Below are 17,568 nucleotides of genomic sequence, written 5' to 3' on the forward strand. Positions count from 1 at the left end.
GCGCTTATTTAGGGTGAGGTCGGAAGATAAGGAATGAAAAAAACTCAGCCAAACCTTTATCTATCAACGGTTCAGCGGATTGAATTATTGCTAGGTCTTTTTATTCAATCCTCGATTGAAAAGTCTAAAACCTTCGAAATGAATAGCCTCGATTATTCAGTTCCTGAATCAGGTCGGCCAAATGATGGTAGAGTTTGTCTTTTCTCAGGGGGCTTGTGCCCGGGTGAATTAGTAGGTGAAAGCCCTGAAGTCCTGATTGATCTTCTCGATCATAAATACTTTTCAAAATAGTATCAGAGTCTAGATAATTGGGCATATCAGGAGTAGTATAATCCGCATTCGAGCGGGTGCCAGGGCTGAAGTTTACTGTGATTTGACCCAATTCTCTGGCTATTTCCACCACCTGTTTGTTATACCATTCGTAAGGCGGCATAAAGTAATCGGGGTATATTTTCAGTGCATTTAATTCACTTAAATTATCCAGAATATCCTGCTTTATTTCTGCTTCAGATTGCAGAAGACTGTCTCGACGATTCCAGTCGCAGTAGAGTAAATGTTTGTCTGAATGTGCCCCGACGAAATGACCTTGGCGATCTATTTTTTGGGTTAGGCTTTGGTGATTTCTGATAAAGTCCCCTGTGAGAAAAAAAGAAGCTTGTACCTCATTTTGCGCTAGCACACCCAATACTTCCTCAAATCCTTCAAAGTAATCATGACCGGTGAAGCATAGGTAAATCTCCTTTTTCAAGGTGTCGGATCTGATCAAAGCCCCTTCTTGATCATAAAGGCTTTGAGCAAAGCTGAGTTGGTGAAATGCCAAAACCAGAATAAGGAGCACGATCTTACTCATTGCTGAGAAATTTGAGAATCAAAAGTAGCTCTGCTGATCCATCCAAAGTGGGTTCATTGGTGCTATAATCAGCCCAATCATCCAAATATTTGATATGCTGAGGCTGCAAATGTGCATACTCATCCGGACTCGAAGGGCTGATTCCTAGCATCTGCTGATGAATAGTGGACCATAAGGGTCCATCGACCAAACTTCCCTTGACTGATTTATTCAAAATTTTCCAAAAGGGCATGTGTACATCCACTGGGGTGTCGGCATTTTCAGGAATTTCGGTAATCATACTACTCGACCAAGGATTTAATCCCAATAGCCAATTGACATGGTTTTGTAGAAGAGGACGATATTTTTTCGACCCGGTCATTTCTTCATAGAGCATTGCTTGCGTCGCCACAGCTGCTGCCAAATTATTGGAGCACCAGATGAATAAATGACCCACTCCATAAGGGTTTTGTTCTGCTCGACTTTGAATTTTCTGCAAATTTTGCTCGTAGTAATTCACCATTTTTTCCTTGTCTTCTTCATCTCCTACTTGCCATAGCGCATAGTGCCCCATATTGACATAGGGGTACATTTCGTAGTGACTGGCACTGTCCCTTTCCATCCAAGACCAAGCAGCAATGAGATCACCATACCTTCGTGCATCCTCCAAGAATTCAGGTTTTTTGGTCACCTTATACAATTTGGCAGCAGCCCATTCCATATCATCGGCCCAGGTATTTTCTTCATAGCGATAGGGTGCACCAAAACTATTTCCCTGCTGATATCCTTCCTGCTTTTTTCCCATTTCATACAGCGAATGAGCGGATTCGAGACAGGATTGGGCAAAGACTTCATAGCCTTCGATTTGGTTAAAAACTTCATATCCCAAAACCAATGTAGCAGCCGATCTTCCGGCAAGGTTGGCGATTCCTGTGGCTTGGCTTTGGTACTTGGAAAGGCCTTGCGGTGCGCCTGTAGCGAAATAGGCAGGACGGAAGCTGTTTGGTCCCCATCCATAATCCGCATTTTCTTCATGAGGGAGCTTGAATCCCCGGTGATCTCGGTCATCGGCTACTTGATGGTAGAGCTCATTGGGACTAGGATGCAGCTTTAAGATCCACTCCAGACCCCATTTTGCCTCATCAAGGATGTCGGGAAGTTGGTTTGGTCCCGGTAATCCCATTGCATTGACTTGATCCATATACCCATCAGGATCCATTTGATAAGCCATCAGTAGCCTGGCTGTGGTATTACTACTTGTGATCAGGTATTTCAATTGATCCCCGGCGTCATGCCAGCCTCCGGTAGCATCGATTCGAGTGGAGTCCTCACGTAGTCCAAAAAAGCTCAATCCGTCTAGTTGATGGCAAAATTCTCCTGTAAATGGATTAAATCCGCATCGTTGGGTACGAATAAAGCTGACCACATCCTCCTGCCAGTCAGGGTAGGCTCCTATTTGAAATGCTTGACTTTTAATTTTACCATTTTTTGTTTCAAAGTAGTAGCTACCTTTTTGGGAGACTTCAGAAAAGTCAAAGGCGTAATAATGGGAAAATGGATGCCAGGAGGATTTACTTTGAGTTCCTTCAAAAGCTTTGACTAATTCTCCGGAAGAAGTTTTTAAAAGTAAAACAGGTTTCTTTATAGCTTGATTGCTTAGCAGCAAAGCTTGTTTGGGCATGTCTGACGGATAGCCTCCCAGGTTGATTCGAATGGTGGGGCTTTCCTGTGCAATGCTGCGGGACAAACATAGAAAAGTGAAGATCCAAAGGATGATGATTCGTTTCATGGTGAGGGTTTTTGCTTCTTAATGATACATAATTTTAACCTTTGAAAATGATAGTTCCTGTTCATTTGGTTGGCTCTATCCATGAGTGGGGTTTGTTTCCTAGAAAATGCGCTTAAGCTTTTCCGAAAAAAATACCCCCGAGAAGTCTCAAACTTTTCGGGGGCAAGTGTTCAAGGTTTTAGGATTTTTCTATTCAATTTCTACCGTGACAGTATTGTCATCAGGAATTCGATCGATCAATTTATTGTAAGGATCAATTCCAGCTTTGGCTGGTTCTCCTTTCACCCGTACAGTGATGGTGCTTTGCCCAGGTTTGATCTTATGCTTTTGAATGTATAGCGGGTTGACTCGGGTTCGTCCATTTTCATCGGTATCATCTTCGGCAAAGATTCCGATATCGATGTAATCTGCCTCGTATTCAGCATCTGATTCTCTTCCTGTCTCATCAGCATAAAGCTTCTGAGAGCGTATGTTTAAAGTGATGTCATATTCACCCTCAGCCACCTTAGTAGCGGTCACTTCCTCAGCTCGATTATCATAAAGTGTGATTTTATTCCAAGTATCGTCCAGATAATACATTAGGCTATCTGGAGTGGCTTCCGCCAAATAATTATATAAATCTGAGCTTCCGGGGAAGGGAGGTTCTTGTCTCAATCCAAAATCTTGATTGAATTTATATAAGGCAGAGTCCATAGCTTCAGGACCTATCAAATCTCTCAATCCGTAAAGAATCAATGATCCCTTGTAATACCACTGGTAGGCTCGATTGCAATTGATGAAGACATTTTCCTTTTTGCTTTCATTGGATCTTCCTCGGAGGTAATTATCCAATTCACTTTTTAGGAACCGCTTCATATTATCCTTTCCATATCTTCTTTCTGTCAAGATCAAAGCTGAAAATTCTGCCAAAGCTTCGGATATCAAATTGGATCCCCGAGTATAGTTTGGAGTAATCTGATGTCCCCACCACTGATGCGCCAATTCGTGCGCAGTAACGTAGTAGACGTAATCAAAATCATTAGGATCTGAGAAGTAAGCTACCCATCCAAAATCCTCCGAAAATGGAACCGTATTTGGAAAGGACTGAGCAAATCCTGCATAGCGCGGAAACTCTAAAAGCCGCATTTGACGGAATTGGAAGTTGCCATAGGTTTCTGAGAAGTAAGTCAAGCCATCTTTATAGGATTGCAGAAAGCGATCTAGGTTATATGCGTGTTGCTTGTCATAGAAGATCTCTATATCGACTTTTTGTCCATCGGGTAATTCTGCCTCATCTCGAAGTACCTCGTATTCGGCTGATACAAATGTGAAAAAGGCCTGAATAGGAGTGTCTTGAATATAATGAAAGTAACGTCGTCCATTTTCTTCCCATTCTCGCTGTAAGTAACCCGGTGCTACTGCGATTTGAGAAGGGACTGTACTGACTACAGCTTCAAATTGGATAAAGTCGGCATCGTCTGCAAATAGCAGAGTAGACCTACCAACAGGGTCATCATGCGGAGGTAAATCTTCTGGTTTTTCTGGCAGATCGTATTTTCTTCTATCCTCATCTGAGGAGATCTCTGCCTGTGCATTGTATCCGATCTCAGGCACTCCACCGGAGAAGAATGTGCCATTGTAGATGATTTCACGTTGATATCCAGAATTCGGGAAGCCACTATATCCAGCCTCACTGACAATGGTGAATTGTAAGGTGTCTCCAGGCATCATTGGCTCGGGTAGTGCAGTAATTTTATACCATTCCCGCTCCGCCTTTTTTCCAAAAATTTGAAACTTGTTTGGTTCGTACTCTAAAGGAAAACGATGATCAAGCGTGTCACCACCTAGAATAACCTTGAAATCACTTAAGGAGGTGGAATTGAAGTGGATTGAATCAATCGGGCTGTCTGTTTTATTAACCAGCTCTACTTCGGCCAGGAAATCTGCTTTGCGTTCCATCGGAAACAGATCAGCCTGAATATTGATTTTCGTGAATTTAGGTTGAGGTATTCCCTCGTACTTTTTCAATTGCTTTTCATAGGCTACAGATCGGATTGTGTTTTCATCTGAGGTTCTATAATTGTTTTTGTAGACGACATTGTTGAAAATATATCCGCCAGAAGCTAAGGCAATGAGTAAGAATACAAAGGATAACCTAGGGGCTGGTTTGGAAAGTCTTGATTTGGCGATTTGCCAACGGCTTTTCCAAGTGTTTTCTGTGCCTCTACTGAAGAAAATGCTGAAGAATAACACTAGGAAGATTCCCCATGCTGTCCAATACAGGTTAAACCAAAACAAGGATGTACCGAAATGGCCCAGTCCATTCATGTCACTCCAAGTGTAGCCCGGTTTGTAGCTGTAGAAAAAGAGATTGAAGTTATAATCTGCAAAATTCCTTAAGATGAGCATCACCAACCAAATACCGATAGCGGCTGCATGTCCTGCAAATTTATTGTTCACTACTACATGAACTGCAAAAACCAGTAGGACCATTTGCAGGTAGTCGGGTAGTGAGATCAGGTAGCTGTCGATCAGATATACCTTTAGATCATAATTGAAATAGCCCTTGAGTGTCTGAATTAGAATCCCAACAAAGATTGGCACAGTAGTCAGAATCAGACAAATAAATGCCATTCCGAGGAATTTGGAGGAGATTATCACACTGTCTCGCACCGGAAAGGTATCATTGATGATGGAGTAACCCGTAGATCGGTCTCGATGCAGGGCTTCCCCTGTAAAAAACACAATGATGATGAATACAAAGAGATTATAATCAAAGGTTTTAAACTCCATCAGAAAGGAAGTGGAGGGGTAATTTGGTACACTATACAGAGTGATCCCAATCCAAAAATCCAGAACCAGGAAAATCAATCCGCCCAACAAAATAGATCGGAAGTAGACATCTTTGGTGATGTTTTGGACTTCAATTTTTGTCAAGGTTTTTAGGCTGTTCCATTGATACTTTTTCGAAAAGTCAGTGATGACATCAAGTTTTTTAAGGAAGTAATTAGATTCCTCCTCTTGCTTTTCCTTGGTTTTCTTTTGGGAAGTTTGAAAGAAGTAATTAAAGCTAAACCGGGCATAAGCTGCAATAAACAAGGCCAATCCTATGCTCACCCAAAGAAGTCGATTGAGTAAAAGATTACCCTCCAAGGGAAGGAAAAAGCTGTTTTGCTCGTAAGGGGTTAGGTAGCGAGTTTGAAGATTAAAGGTATTCACTCCAAAGGGATCGATGAGCTGTACAAGATCCTTGTTTTCGATATCCTGAGATAGAAAGTTTGCCAGTAGGTAAATGATGAAAACTACGATACCTCCTGAATAGATCGAGCGGATATTTCGAGTAAATACGATCAGTGCGAAAAATAAAGATCCCGCAAGCCAGAGGTTTGGCAAAAGAAGTGTGAGCCAAGGATGGAGGTAATTGATCAGGGAGTTTGGACCGTATCGCTCAGCTTCTGTTCCAAAAAGAGGACCTAAAATACTGCCCAAATAAACCCCGATGAGTGCGCCGGAAGAAATGAACATTAGGGTCACAAAGGAACCCCAAAATCTACCCATAAAATATCCGGACTTGGTGATCGGATAGCTAAACAGAAAGGTTCCGGTTTTGTGTTCTAAATCTCGGTATAGCGGAACACCCATAACGGCAGAAGCAATCAGGATTCCGAAAATTGATATCAGAAGAAGCAGGTTGGCGATAACAATTGGTGCATTGTGAAAGACTTTTTCGGAAGCAGGAGTATTACCCGAACCAATAAGCAAAGCAGCGACGACCAGCAAGAGGAAGAAGTAAATCCAAGTTGCCGGTCTTCCAAAACGATATTTGAGTTCGAAAAGAAAGATATCCTTAAACATGGCGATAGATTAAATAGTGATCGGATCTACTTTCTTGGAAATGAAGCTAAAATAAACGTCCTCAAGGTCGGCGGGAGTACTTTCAAAGCCATTGCCCGGGTCTGTGTCACTTTCCACTCTTAAGCTCAATTTCCCTGCAATTAGCTTGGTGGAGATTACTTGATATTCTTCACGGTAGTGTTCCAATTCCGACTTATCGATCGATTTTTGGTAGATTTTTCCATTCACCTGAGCAAGTCCTTCTTTAGGCGTGCCTTGCATGAGTACCTCTCCGGTACAGATGATGGCCATATTGGAACAAAGTGTATTGACATCTTCTACGATGTGAGTTGAAAGAATTACAATTGTATTTTCACCTAATTCTGAAAGTAAATTGTAGAATCGATTTCGCTCGGAAGGATCAAGACCTGCTGTTGGTTCATCGACAATAATAAGACTTGGATTTCCTACTAGTGCTTGGGCAATCCCAAATCGTTGCCTCATTCCACCGGAATAGGTGCCGAGACCTTTCTTTCGATGCTTGTACAAGTTGACTCGGTTTAGTAGTGAAGCAACGAGTTCCTTTCGCTCTGCCTTATTTCCTACACCCTTCATTTGAGCGATGTGGTCAAGCATCGTCTCTGCATTGATTCTTGGGTATAAACCAAAATCTTGTGGTAGGTAGCCAAGACGCTCTCTTACGGATTGTTTGTCCTTCAGGACGTCAATTCCATCAAGTGTGACTGTGCCTGAATCGGCTTCCTGTAGGGTTGCAAGTGTACGCATCAAGGTGGATTTTCCTGCACCGTTTGGACCAAGGAGACCAAACATTCCTTGTGGTATGGTGAGGGATACATTGTTCAGAGCCTGAACCCCATTGGGGTAAGTTTTAGAGAGATTCTTGATCGATAGTTCCATGGATTATTCTGTTAAGTTAAAAGTTATGATGGCATGAAGATTTGTTTTAATGTCTTTTCAATATAAAGAATTGATTTTTAAGTATTTTTAAAAATACTATTTTGTGGCCTTTGGGTTTTAGATGCGGATTTTAGGAGAATGGATGCATTGGTTTTCAGATTATTTTTTAACTAGAAGGACTGAAAAGAAAAAAACCATGATTAATTACAAATTCAGGCCACTTTTCTACTTTCTGATTCTAGGTCTAATCCTTTTTTCCTGTCAAAGCAGGTCATTTGAAAAGGAAGCTGGTCAGGTCGAATCATTTGCAGAAATGGTTGCTGCGGGTGTAAAGCCCATTGCTCTTAGTCCACCTATGAATTCGGCGGAAATGGACCTTTTTATCCCTGTGATGGAGCGGCTGGCTGAAAAATACCAAGTGCAGTATTATCGGGAATCAGCGCTTATTCAAACGGACCTTTTCCCTGTAGCAGCAAGCGAAGGGAAAGAGGTACTGATCATCTATCAGAACCCAATTTTCTTCCAATCCTACCAAAATCTGAAAAGTGATTTGGAATCAAACTCTGTGGAAGACAAGGAGGATTTGAGTAGACGTTTCGGAAGATTGCTCGGATACCCTGTCTGGAAAATCAATGAACTTTTGGAAGCAAATTCCACCTTTCGGGATTTGGAGGATTTCGGTATTCAAGGGCAGGAATTAAGTTTTTACTATCGGGATTTAGACCGGGCAAAGTCATTTTATCAAAATAAACTGGGATTGAATTTGATTGATGAGAATGAGGACTCGGCCACTTTTCAGATAGCAGGAGATTCAAGGCTAGTGTTGAAAAGCGTGTCTGGTTCGGCTTACTCTGGTCAGGAAAATAAATCCGTAGCTTTGGCACTTTTGACTGATAATTTGGAAGCCTGGTATGCACATGTGCAGGAAGAAAAAATACCTATCAAATATACACTCAAGCAAAATCCGGAAGGTGCGCATGATGGATTTGTTGCCATAGACCCGGAAGGCTATTTATTGGAGTTTGAAATGTTTCGGCAGCATCCCGAGAATGAAGTATTGATGCCGGAATTACAGCGCTTGGAACCGAAAGCTACTAGCCTGGGGGAAGAATTGAATTTTTATGCAACCGTTACTTGGCTGTATTATGAAGATATGCTTCCTATGGAGAACTTTATGATGGAAAATCTGGGCTTGAAATTATATGCAGATCAAGGATGGGCGAAGATTTATCGGGTTTCGGAAAATAGCTATTTGGGATTGGTGGATGAAAAGCGAGGGATGAATTCCTTTTCCGAGGAGAAGTTGGTGGAGGTAAAATTCGACTTGCAGGATCCGCAGGGTTGGGAAGAATACTTGAAAAACACCTTGGCCGACTCAGTTAGAGCGGACCGGACATTCCGGGATTTGGGCTCTTATATCTTTCGTTTTTAATTAGGCAACAATATGATAAAAATCATTTTCACAGTTCTATTTAGTTTATGTTTGAGCCTTGCACAGGCTACCGAGCTAGCCCAAATGATCCAAACGTACCAAGCTGATCGAGGAGCTTTGGCGCGGTTTTATGCCAATCCCTTATCGGAAGAGTATTTTGATCGAATGCAAGAACTCAATCAGGAGTATTTGAGTGAATTGCAAGGCTTAGATTATGAATCTTTTTCAGAGGATGGGAAAATTGATTACGTCCTTTTTCGAAATTATCTCGAGAAAGAATTGGCAGAACTGAAGCTTGATCGAAGAGCCTATGATGAAGTCAAATCCGTAGTTGATTTTGGAGCTTCCCTTCACCAATTTGTAACTGATCGACGTAGAGCTAAGCAGCCGAATCCCAAGGCTTTGGCTGCAAACTGGAATCAGGTTGCCAATGAGGTAGATGCCCAATTGAAACTTTTGGCCAGTACCCCCAAATACAATTCTTGGCAAAAAGCAGATCTAGCCGCTTCTGCGGTTGAGCGTCTGGCTCGTTCCGTGGGAGAGGCTTATGAATTTTATTTTGACTTTGATCCCGAATTCACCTGGTGGATGCCTGAGCCTTGGGGAAAATTAGACAAGAGCCTGAAAACTTATGCATCTGCTTTGCGAGAGCATTTTACCAACTCTGTCAAAGATGATGGAAGTGGCATCATCGGCAAACCTATCGGAAGGGAGGCCTTGCTCAATCAATTAGCTTTCGAAATGATTGCCTACTCCCCGGAAGAGCTGATCGCCGAAGCAGAGAAGCAATTTGCATGGTGTGAAAAGGAGATGCTCAAAGCCTCCAATGAACTAGGTTTTGGGGATGATTGGAAGGCAGCCTTGGAGATGGTCAAAGAAACTTATTTGCCTGCAGGAGCATGGCCGGAGGAAGTTGTGAGATTGGCAGAGGAGGCTACTTCAATCATGGAAGAAAATGACTGGATCACGGTGCCCGAACTGGCGAAGGAAACTTGGCGAACCAGCATGATTTCGGCAGAGCGACAGCGTGTGAGTCCTTTCTTTTTGGGTGGAGAGGTGATTCAGATCGCCTATCCAACTTCAGAAATGAGCCATGAAGAGAAGATGATGTCCATGCGAGGGAATAACCCTCATTTTTCTCGAGCCACTGTACAGCACGAATTGATTCCCGGTCATCACTTGCAGCAATTTATGAATCAGCGCTACATGACCCACAGACGCTTATTCCGTACGCCATTTTGGACCGAGGGCTGGGCTTTATATTGGGAGTTTGTGCTTTGGGATAGGGACTTTCCGAGAGATGCTAAGGATAAAGTGGGTATGCTGTTTTGGAGAATGCATCGCTGTGCACGGATCATTTTTTCTCTAAATTATCACTTAGGGAAAATGACGCCGCAAGAGTGTATTGATCTCCTGGTGGATCGGGTTGGGCATGAGTATGCCAATGCTGAGGCAGAAGTACGAAGGTCTTTTGAGGGACGATATGGTCCGCTTTATCAGATAGCTTATATGATTGGAGCTTTGGAGTTTTATTCCTTGCGGGAAGAAATGGTTGATTCTGGTAAAATGGAGGAGAAGGCCTTTCATGATCTGATTATGCAGCAAAACACCATGCCGGTGGAGATCTTGAGGGCAAAAGTTACTGGTCAAAGTTTGGATAAAAATCACCGTGCAAGCTGGCGCTTCTTGGATTAATCCTGATATTGAAAAAAATTAGAAAGATGAAAAAATTACTAATTCTCCTATGCTTTGTGGGAAGCATAGCCTACGGGCAGTCTCCTCTGCGAAGCCAAATCGATCAAAAAGCAACAGAAATCGAATCGAAGGTCATTGAGTGGCGTCGCGATTTTCATAAATATCCAGAGCTTGGAAATCAAGAATTCCGAACCGCTAAAATTGTAGCCGAGCATCTTCGGTCTTTGGGAATGGAAGTGACTGAAGAAGTCGCGGTGACAGGAGTGGTTGGTGTCTTAAGAGGTGGAAAGCCGGGACCTATGGTTGCGCTACGAGCAGATATGGATGCGCTTCCGGTGACTGAGCGAAATGATCTGCCCTTTAAATCTGTAAATACGGCAGTCTACAATGGACAGGAAACCGGTGTAATGCATGCTTGTGGCCACGACTCGCATGTTGCGATTTTGATGGGCGTAGCTGAGATTATGGCTAGCATGAAGGATCAGTTGAAAGGTTCGGTGAAGTTTATTTTCCAACCTGCCGAAGAGGGTGTATATGACGTGGACATTGCGGGTGCGGAATTGATGGTGAAAGAAGGAGTCATGGAAGATGTGGATGCCATATTTGGATTGCATATCTGGGCACAGATCGAAGCAGGTAAAATCGGCTATCGATCTGGGCCTTTTATGGCCGCTGTAGATAATCTGGAAGTGACTATTACAGGTACTCAGGCGCATGGAGCCGCTCCTTGGTCCAGTGTGGATCCGATTGTTACCTCGGCGCAGGCCATCATGGGTTTGCAGACCATCCTTTCCCGAAATGTCAATATTACTGAAAACCCGGCTGTTGTTACAGTAGGGGCGATTCACGGCGGTATTCGGCATAATATCATTCCCGAAAAAGTGGAAATGATCGGAACCATCCGAACTTTTGGCGATGAGCAACAGGCTTTGGTTCATAAGCGTATCACCGAGATCATCACCAATATTGCGGAAAGCGCAGGAGCAAAAGCAGATGTCAACATCGGGAAACTCTATCCATCAACCGTCAATCCACCTGAGCTAACCGCCCAAATGCTACCTACTATGGATGCGGTGGCTGGAACGGGAAATGTCATCGCCATGCCACCTGTCACCGGAGCTGAGGATTTTAGTTTCTTTCAAAGGGAAAAGCCTGGTTTCTTTATTTTCTTGGGCGGAATGAAAAAAGGAGGCGATCCATTGACGACCCCTTCGCATCATACACCGGATTTCTTCATCGAAGAAAGTGGATTCAAGCTGGGGGTTAGGGCCTTGAGCTACTTTGCCGTGGATTATATGGAAAAGAATTAATTGGTCTGAAAAGCTCCTTCCAATCAATTCGATTTAGAGAGAAAATTGGGGGCTGTTTTTGAATGACTGGGGAAATATTTCCACAAAAAGTTGGGTAGAATTCGCTACACACATCATAGATATTCAGTCCTAGGGGATTTGTCTTGCAAAGGCATAGAATTGGCTTTCCAATACTTGAATTTTAAGAAAGATATCGAGGATGAATGTGCTGATAGTAGATGATGAAGTTGACTTGTGTAAATTACTTTCTTTACAACTCAAATCTTTGGGGCTAGACAGTGAATACGTCAATAGTATTTCAGAGGCGAAAGAAAAATATAGACCAGGGAAATTTGATCTGATTTTCTTGGACCTGAACTTGAAAGATGGAAGTGGTTTTGAGATGTTAAATTACTTAAAACAATTCAAATCCACGCCTAGAGTAATTGTGATCAGTGCCTATGATGCTGAGCGAAGTCAGGTATTGAAGGAAGGGGCAGATTATTTTTTGCCCAAACCGTTTAGCAAGAAAAATATAGCAGAGATCATTGACTCTTTTTAAATTAAACTACTGTTTATAATCCGATGAACCAAAATATCCTTGTAATCGACGATGATCAGGATTTGTGTAAAGTCCTTTTTAATTTTTTGAAGAAATCAAACTACGGGGTTTCTGTGGCTTATGATGCTGAGTCAGGCCTTGACATTCTTCGCAAAGAAAAATTTGACTTGGTGCTTTGTGATTACAGGCTCCCCGATATGACTGGTGTGGAGGCGCTTCAGCGGATAAAGGTATTGAGCCCTGAATCTGCGGTTATCATTATCACCGGTTACAGCGATGTGCAAACAGCAGTTAAGACATTTCGATACGGAGCGAATGACTACGTCACCAAGCCCTTGTATCCGGATGAACTGCTGGTCACTGTCAAGGAAACCATTTCCAAAAACCAAGACAAGCTTCAGGTCAGATCAGGAAAATCGGTCCCTGAGAAGACATCTGAAGGTTCCAAAAACTCAGCATTTATCCAAGGCACGAGCAAGGCCTCCCAAACTGTCCAGGAACATGTTAATCTCATTGGTCCGACCGATATGTCCGTATTGATAATCGGTGAAACTGGTACAGGAAAAGAATTTATTGCAAACTCCATTCATCAAAAAAGTGAACGTGCGGATAAACCCTTCATAGCAATCGACTGCGGTGCATTACCCAAGGAGTTGGCGGGCTCTGAATTGTTTGGTCACATGAAAGGGTCTTTTACAGGAGCCATTGCTGATAAGCCGGGGAGCTTTGAGATGGCTAAAGGGGGCACCATATTTTTGGATGAAATAGGAAACCTTAGCTACGAAAATCAAGTCAAGCTGCTTCGAGTCATTCAAGAGCGAAAAATCAAAAGAATTGGAGGACAAAAGGATATTCCAATTGATGTAAGAATCATCGCGGCAACCAATGAAAACCTGACGGAAGCTATCCAAAATGGAGATTTTAGAGAAGATTTATATCATAGAATAAATGAATTTAAAATTACTCTTCTCCCTTTGAGAGACAGGAAAAATGATATCATGACTTTTGCTGAACACTTTCTAAACTTAGCAAATCAGTCACTGAAAAAATCAGTCAAAGGCTTTTCTGAAGAAGTAGTCAGACACTTTTTGGACTATCAGTGGCATGGAAACCTAAGAGAATTGAATAATGTGGTCAAACGCTCTGTATTGTTGACTCAGGGAGATCAAGTTGAAGCGAAGTCTCTCCCGGATGAGATCACAAAACCCAAATTGGTGAACAAAACAAATTCTAATGACGACGGGCTTTCTTTAAAAGCTGCATCCGAAGAAGCAGAAAAAGAAGCCATTATTAATGCCTTGGAAGCGAGCAGATATAATAAATCCAAAGCCGCTGAGCTCTTGGAAATAGATCGAAAAACACTCTACAATAAATTGAAGCAATACAATATCAAAGACTATTGATTTGTTTCTTCATCCCCTTTTCTAATGAATCTAAACAGTCTCAGGATTCTTTTTTCTTTGATTATTGGTCTTTTGATCATCTTATGCATTTGGACCTATTGGAACCTCAACAACTACATCAGTTCAGTAGATAAGGTAAGAGAGGCCAATCATACCCTACAATTGACTACTCAAATATTATCATTGATCAAAGATGCAGAGACTGGACACCGTGGCTATCAGCTTAGCAATGATGAACAATATTTGGAGCCTTATTATGAAGCCAAAAAAGAGCTCCCTCTCAAGCTTGATCAATTGGATAGCCTATCGGTCGGCCATGCAGATTTATTGACCAAAGTCGATGAATTTCGAAAGGCGATTGATTCCCAACTCGCTATCATTGAACAAATCCTCCAAGAGGTTCAGGAAAAAGGCTCTCGACTCAGTTCAGAGGAGCTTACCTTGCTTAGTCAAGGCAAGGCTAATATGGATTTAGTCAGAAGTATCGCAGAGGACATAAACATCCTGAGTCGAAATGAGGCTCAAGAAGAAGAGCAGGAAGAAGGGGCTTTTAAAAAAGTAACTCCGATCAACTTACTGGTTGTTGCCTTGATCGCCTTTGGAGGAGTTTTGCTCTTATTCACACGGGCAGTATTGCTATTGGAGCAGCGGGATAAAAAGTCTAAAAATCTTACCGAGGCTCTTGAGGATTTGAAAAAAGCAACTGAGCAGACCAAACAGGTCAGTGATTTGCTCCGAAATGTCTTGGATAGCTCCCGTGATGGGATCATGGCCTATCGCTCTATTCGAAATACAGCTGGAGAAATCGAAGATTTTCAACTTGTTTTAGCAAATAGAGCTGCATTCCTTATCACCAATCGAAGTGAATCGGAGATACTCGGTCAGCGGTTATTGGATCTTTTTCCTGGAAATAAGGGCTTTTTGTATGAAGAGTACAGTAAGGTAGTCGAGTCGGGGGAAGACTTCAAAACAGAAATAGAATACCTGCTGGATGGAAAATATGTCTGGTTTAAAATCCTAGCAACCAAATTTGAAGACGGGTTTGTCGTTACCTTTTCAGATATCACAGAAGATAAAGCTACCGGAATCAAATTGGCCAATTACACACAGGAGCTCAAAAGATCCAACGAAGATTTGGAGCAGTTTGCTTACGTAGCCTCACACGATTTGCAGGAGCCTCTTCGTAAGATTCGTTCGTTCGGTGATAGACTAATCACCAAGTATCGGGATCAATTGGATGAAACGGGGCAAAATTACATTGATCGGATGCAGGTTGCGGCGAAGCGAATGCAAAATCTGATCGAGGATTTACTTGCCTTTTCCAGGATTACCCGCAGCAGTGAGCTGCCTGGAATGGTAAACATGAAAGAGGTTTTTGAGGAAATCCAAGAAGACCTTTTTGATCAGATTGCGAGGACAAAGGCCAAATTAGAGATCGAAGGACTTCCGGATGTCTTGGGTGTCAAAAGTCAGGTCCAACGTTTGTTCCAAAACTTAGTGAGCAATGGCCTCAAGTTTAGCAAAAAAGACCTTCCACCTCTGATAAGAGTAAGTGGTAAGATAATCAGTGCAGTGGAGGCTTCTAAAGATTTTAAAACTAGCCCTCGCTACGACAACTATGTCCAAATCACAGTGTCAGATAATGGGATAGGGTTCAATGAACGCTACAAGGATCAAATTTTCAATGTTTTTCAGCGACTGCATGGGAAAAATGAATTTGAAGGCACAGGAATAGGCTTGGCAATTTGTAAAAAAATCATCCTGCATCACGGAGGAGCCATTCGTGTAGAAAGCGAAGAAGGAATTGGGTCGGATTTTATAGTTATATTTCCATTGAATAAACAAGCGGGAAACCCGGAGCACCATGAATAAAATTGATAGCAAAGTCAGCATTCTGATGGCAGATGATGATCACGATGATCAGGTTCTCCTACAAGAAGCTCTTCGAGAAAATAACATTTCCAATGCCGTTTGTTTTGTTGAAAATGGAGAGGAGCTAATCGAGTTTTTAACAAAAAAAGGAAAATTCGAAGGTAAGGATTGTGTCACTCCCGGCTTAATCCTTTTGGATTTGAATATGCCCAAAATGGACGGGAGAGAGGCCTTAAAACTCGTAAAGGCCGATCCCGTGTTGAAAAAAATACCCATTGTAGTGCTCACTACCTCTAGGGCAGACTCTGATGTAATTGAATGTTATGATTTGGGGGTGAACTCTTTTATTTCCAAGCCGGTAAATTTTCATGACTTGGTCGAAGTCACCCGAGAAATTAGTAATTATTGGCTAGGTACGGTCTCTCTTCCAAAAAACAATGTCTAATGGCCTTACAGCAAGTATCCATATTGCTGATTGAAGATGATGAGGATGATGCCTTTTTGATTAAAGACTATCTGTCTGATATCCATAATTTTGAAATCAAGCTTGATTGGGAGCCTGACTACAACAAAGGCAAGGAAAAAATCCTGAACGGTTCTTTTGATTTGTTTTTGATTGATTTCTATCTCGGAAAAGAGACTGGTCTGAATCTGATCGATTTTATCCAAAAGCAAGGCGTATTTACACCAGCTATCCTTTTGACAGGCAGAAATGACTCCCAAATCGACATAGATGCGAGTACCGCAGGCGCGTTTGATTATTTGGTGAAGGGAGACCTGACACCAGATATTTTGGAGCGTTCGATTCGCTATTCTATCCGTCAGGGAGAAACTATTCGAGAATTGGATGAAAAGGAGAAGCGCTATCGTTCACTTTTTGAGCGATCCTTCGATAGTATTTTCCTTGCCAATATCCGGTTGGAGTTTCTGGAGCAGAATGAGTCATTTTTAAATTTATTCGGCTTTCAGGAGGGAGATTTAAATCGATTTGAGCTCCAAAAACTCTTTGCAGACTCTGATGATTATGATTTTTGCATCAGTCAACTCAAAGAGCATGGAGTGATCAAGGATTTTGAGGCGAGGCTCGTGACCAAGCCAGGAGAAGAAAAAATATGTCTTTTCAACTGTATTTTCATTCCTGATCAGGATGATGAAAACTGCTGCTACCAGGGGATTATTCGGGATTTGACATTGTCTAAAAAGGCCGAGGCTGACATGATGATGGCAGAGAAACTATCGATGACCGGAAAACTTGCCCGAACTATTGCTCACGAAATCAGGAACCCACTGACAAATCTGAATCTAGCTTTAGACAGTTTGCAAGACGAGGTGAATCAATCTGATGAGACCCTTTCCACCTACACCCAAATTATCCAAAGAAGCTCCAACCGAATCGAATCATTGATTGGAGACTTGCTCAGTTCTTCCAAGCCCAAAGAGCTGCAGCTAGAGCTTGTTTCACTTGATGTGATTGTGGAGGAAGTAATGACTTTGGTACAGGATAGAGCCAAACTTAAAGATATCCGCATTGAGCAAAGTCTGGAGAAAGGTCTTCCTCGACTCTATGTAGACACTGAAAAGCTTTCTATCGCTCTGGTGAATATTTTTATCAATGGGATCGAAGCAATCGAACATTCCGATGGATTGCTTCAGGTTTCGGTCAGCTCTCGACAAAATTCAATTTTTCTCCGAATTGCAGATAATGGAGGAGGGATAGCCAAAGAGGATTTGAAAAAAATATTTGATCCTTTTTTCACTCAAAAATCAAACGGTACAGGACTGGGACTTACTTCCACACTCAATATTCTTTCAAGTCATAATGCCTTGATTGAGGTAAAAAGTACTGTAGGAGAGGGCACGGTCTTCGAGATAGAGTTTCCTTTGCCTGAAATGTAAAAAAGGCTACCTCAGGTAACCTTTAATTCAAAAAACCATTAAAAGGGATTTAATCACAATCTATTTTTTC

General features: G+C 42.2%; 12 protein-coding genes. 8 read left to right on the forward strand and 4 right to left on the reverse strand.

Annotation, left to right across the window (positions count from 1 at the left end; translation table 11 throughout):
* Positions 1–124: 124 nt before the first annotated feature.
* From CDH51_RS14025 to CDH51_RS14040, 4 genes are all read right to left on the reverse strand, one after another.
* Positions 125–850, reverse strand: coding sequence for a polysaccharide deacetylase family protein (locus CDH51_RS14025; protein ID WP_100629126.1), 726 nt, complete (start codon positions 848–850; stop codon positions 125–127).
* Positions 843–2,618 carry a glycoside hydrolase family 9 protein gene (locus tag CDH51_RS14030; protein WP_100629127.1) on the reverse strand — a complete coding sequence of 592 codons (1,776 nt, stop codon included), beginning with the start codon at positions 2,616–2,618 and terminating at the stop codon, positions 843–845. Before CDH51_RS14030 ends, CDH51_RS14025 begins: the two co-directional genes overlap by 8 nt.
* Before the next feature lie 189 nt (positions 2,619–2,807).
* Positions 2,808–6,452: an ABC transporter permease/M1 family aminopeptidase gene (locus CDH51_RS14035; protein ID WP_100629128.1), complete on the reverse strand. Its 3,645-nt coding sequence runs from the start codon at positions 6,450–6,452 to the stop codon at positions 2,808–2,810.
* A 9-nt stretch (positions 6,453–6,461) separates the two neighbouring features.
* Positions 6,462–7,349, reverse strand: a complete 888-nt coding sequence (locus tag CDH51_RS14040) for an ABC transporter ATP-binding protein (protein WP_100629129.1) — start codon at positions 7,347–7,349, stop codon at positions 6,462–6,464.
* Positions 7,350–7,545: 196 nt separating this feature from the next.
* Here CDH51_RS14040 and CDH51_RS14045 point away from each other — a divergent pair, with 196 nt between their 5' ends.
* The 8 genes from CDH51_RS14045 to CDH51_RS14080 all read left to right on the forward strand — a co-directional run bounded on the left by CDH51_RS14045 (position 7,546) and on the right by CDH51_RS14080 (position 17,498).
* Positions 7,546–8,781 carry a VOC family protein gene (locus tag CDH51_RS14045; RefSeq protein ID WP_157807122.1) on the forward strand — a complete coding sequence of 412 codons (1,236 nt, stop codon included), beginning with the start codon at positions 7,546–7,548 and terminating at the stop codon, positions 8,779–8,781.
* 12 nt (positions 8,782–8,793) lie between these two features.
* Positions 8,794–10,476 carry a DUF885 family protein gene (locus CDH51_RS14050; protein ID WP_100629131.1) on the forward strand — a complete coding sequence of 561 codons (1,683 nt, stop codon included), beginning with the start codon at positions 8,794–8,796 and terminating at the stop codon, positions 10,474–10,476.
* A 26-nt stretch (positions 10,477–10,502) separates the two neighbouring features.
* Entirely contained in the window at positions 10,503–11,786 is a 1,284-nt protein-coding gene (locus tag CDH51_RS14055) for an amidohydrolase (RefSeq protein WP_100629132.1), read from the forward strand.
* A 199-nt stretch (positions 11,787–11,985) separates the two neighbouring features.
* A complete protein-coding gene (locus CDH51_RS14060; RefSeq protein WP_100629133.1) occupies positions 11,986–12,327 on the forward strand; it encodes a response regulator in 342 nt (113 codons plus the stop codon).
* Positions 12,328–12,350: 23 nt separating this feature from the next.
* Positions 12,351–13,730, forward strand: a complete 1,380-nt coding sequence (locus CDH51_RS14065) for a sigma-54-dependent transcriptional regulator (protein ID WP_100629134.1) — start codon at positions 12,351–12,353, stop codon at positions 13,728–13,730.
* Between the two features lie 24 nt (positions 13,731–13,754).
* On the forward strand, positions 13,755–15,602 hold the full coding sequence (locus tag CDH51_RS14070) for a sensor histidine kinase (protein ID WP_100629135.1): 1,848 nt from the start codon (positions 13,755–13,757) through the stop codon (positions 15,600–15,602).
* Positions 15,595–16,047, forward strand: coding sequence for a response regulator (locus CDH51_RS14075; protein WP_100629136.1), 453 nt, complete (start codon positions 15,595–15,597; stop codon positions 16,045–16,047). Before CDH51_RS14070 ends, CDH51_RS14075 begins: the two co-directional genes overlap by 8 nt.
* Positions 16,047–17,498 (forward strand): ATP-binding response regulator, encoded by a 1,452-nt coding sequence (locus CDH51_RS14080; protein ID WP_100629137.1) that lies wholly within the window; start codon positions 16,047–16,049, stop codon positions 17,496–17,498. The genes CDH51_RS14075 and CDH51_RS14080 overlap by 1 nt, the downstream gene beginning before the upstream one ends.
* Positions 17,499–17,568: the final 70 nt, after the last annotated feature.

Origin of the sequence: Algoriphagus formosus, assembly GCF_002807035.1 — a bacterium.
GTDB lineage: Bacteria > Bacteroidota > Bacteroidia > Cytophagales > Cyclobacteriaceae > Algoriphagus > Algoriphagus formosus.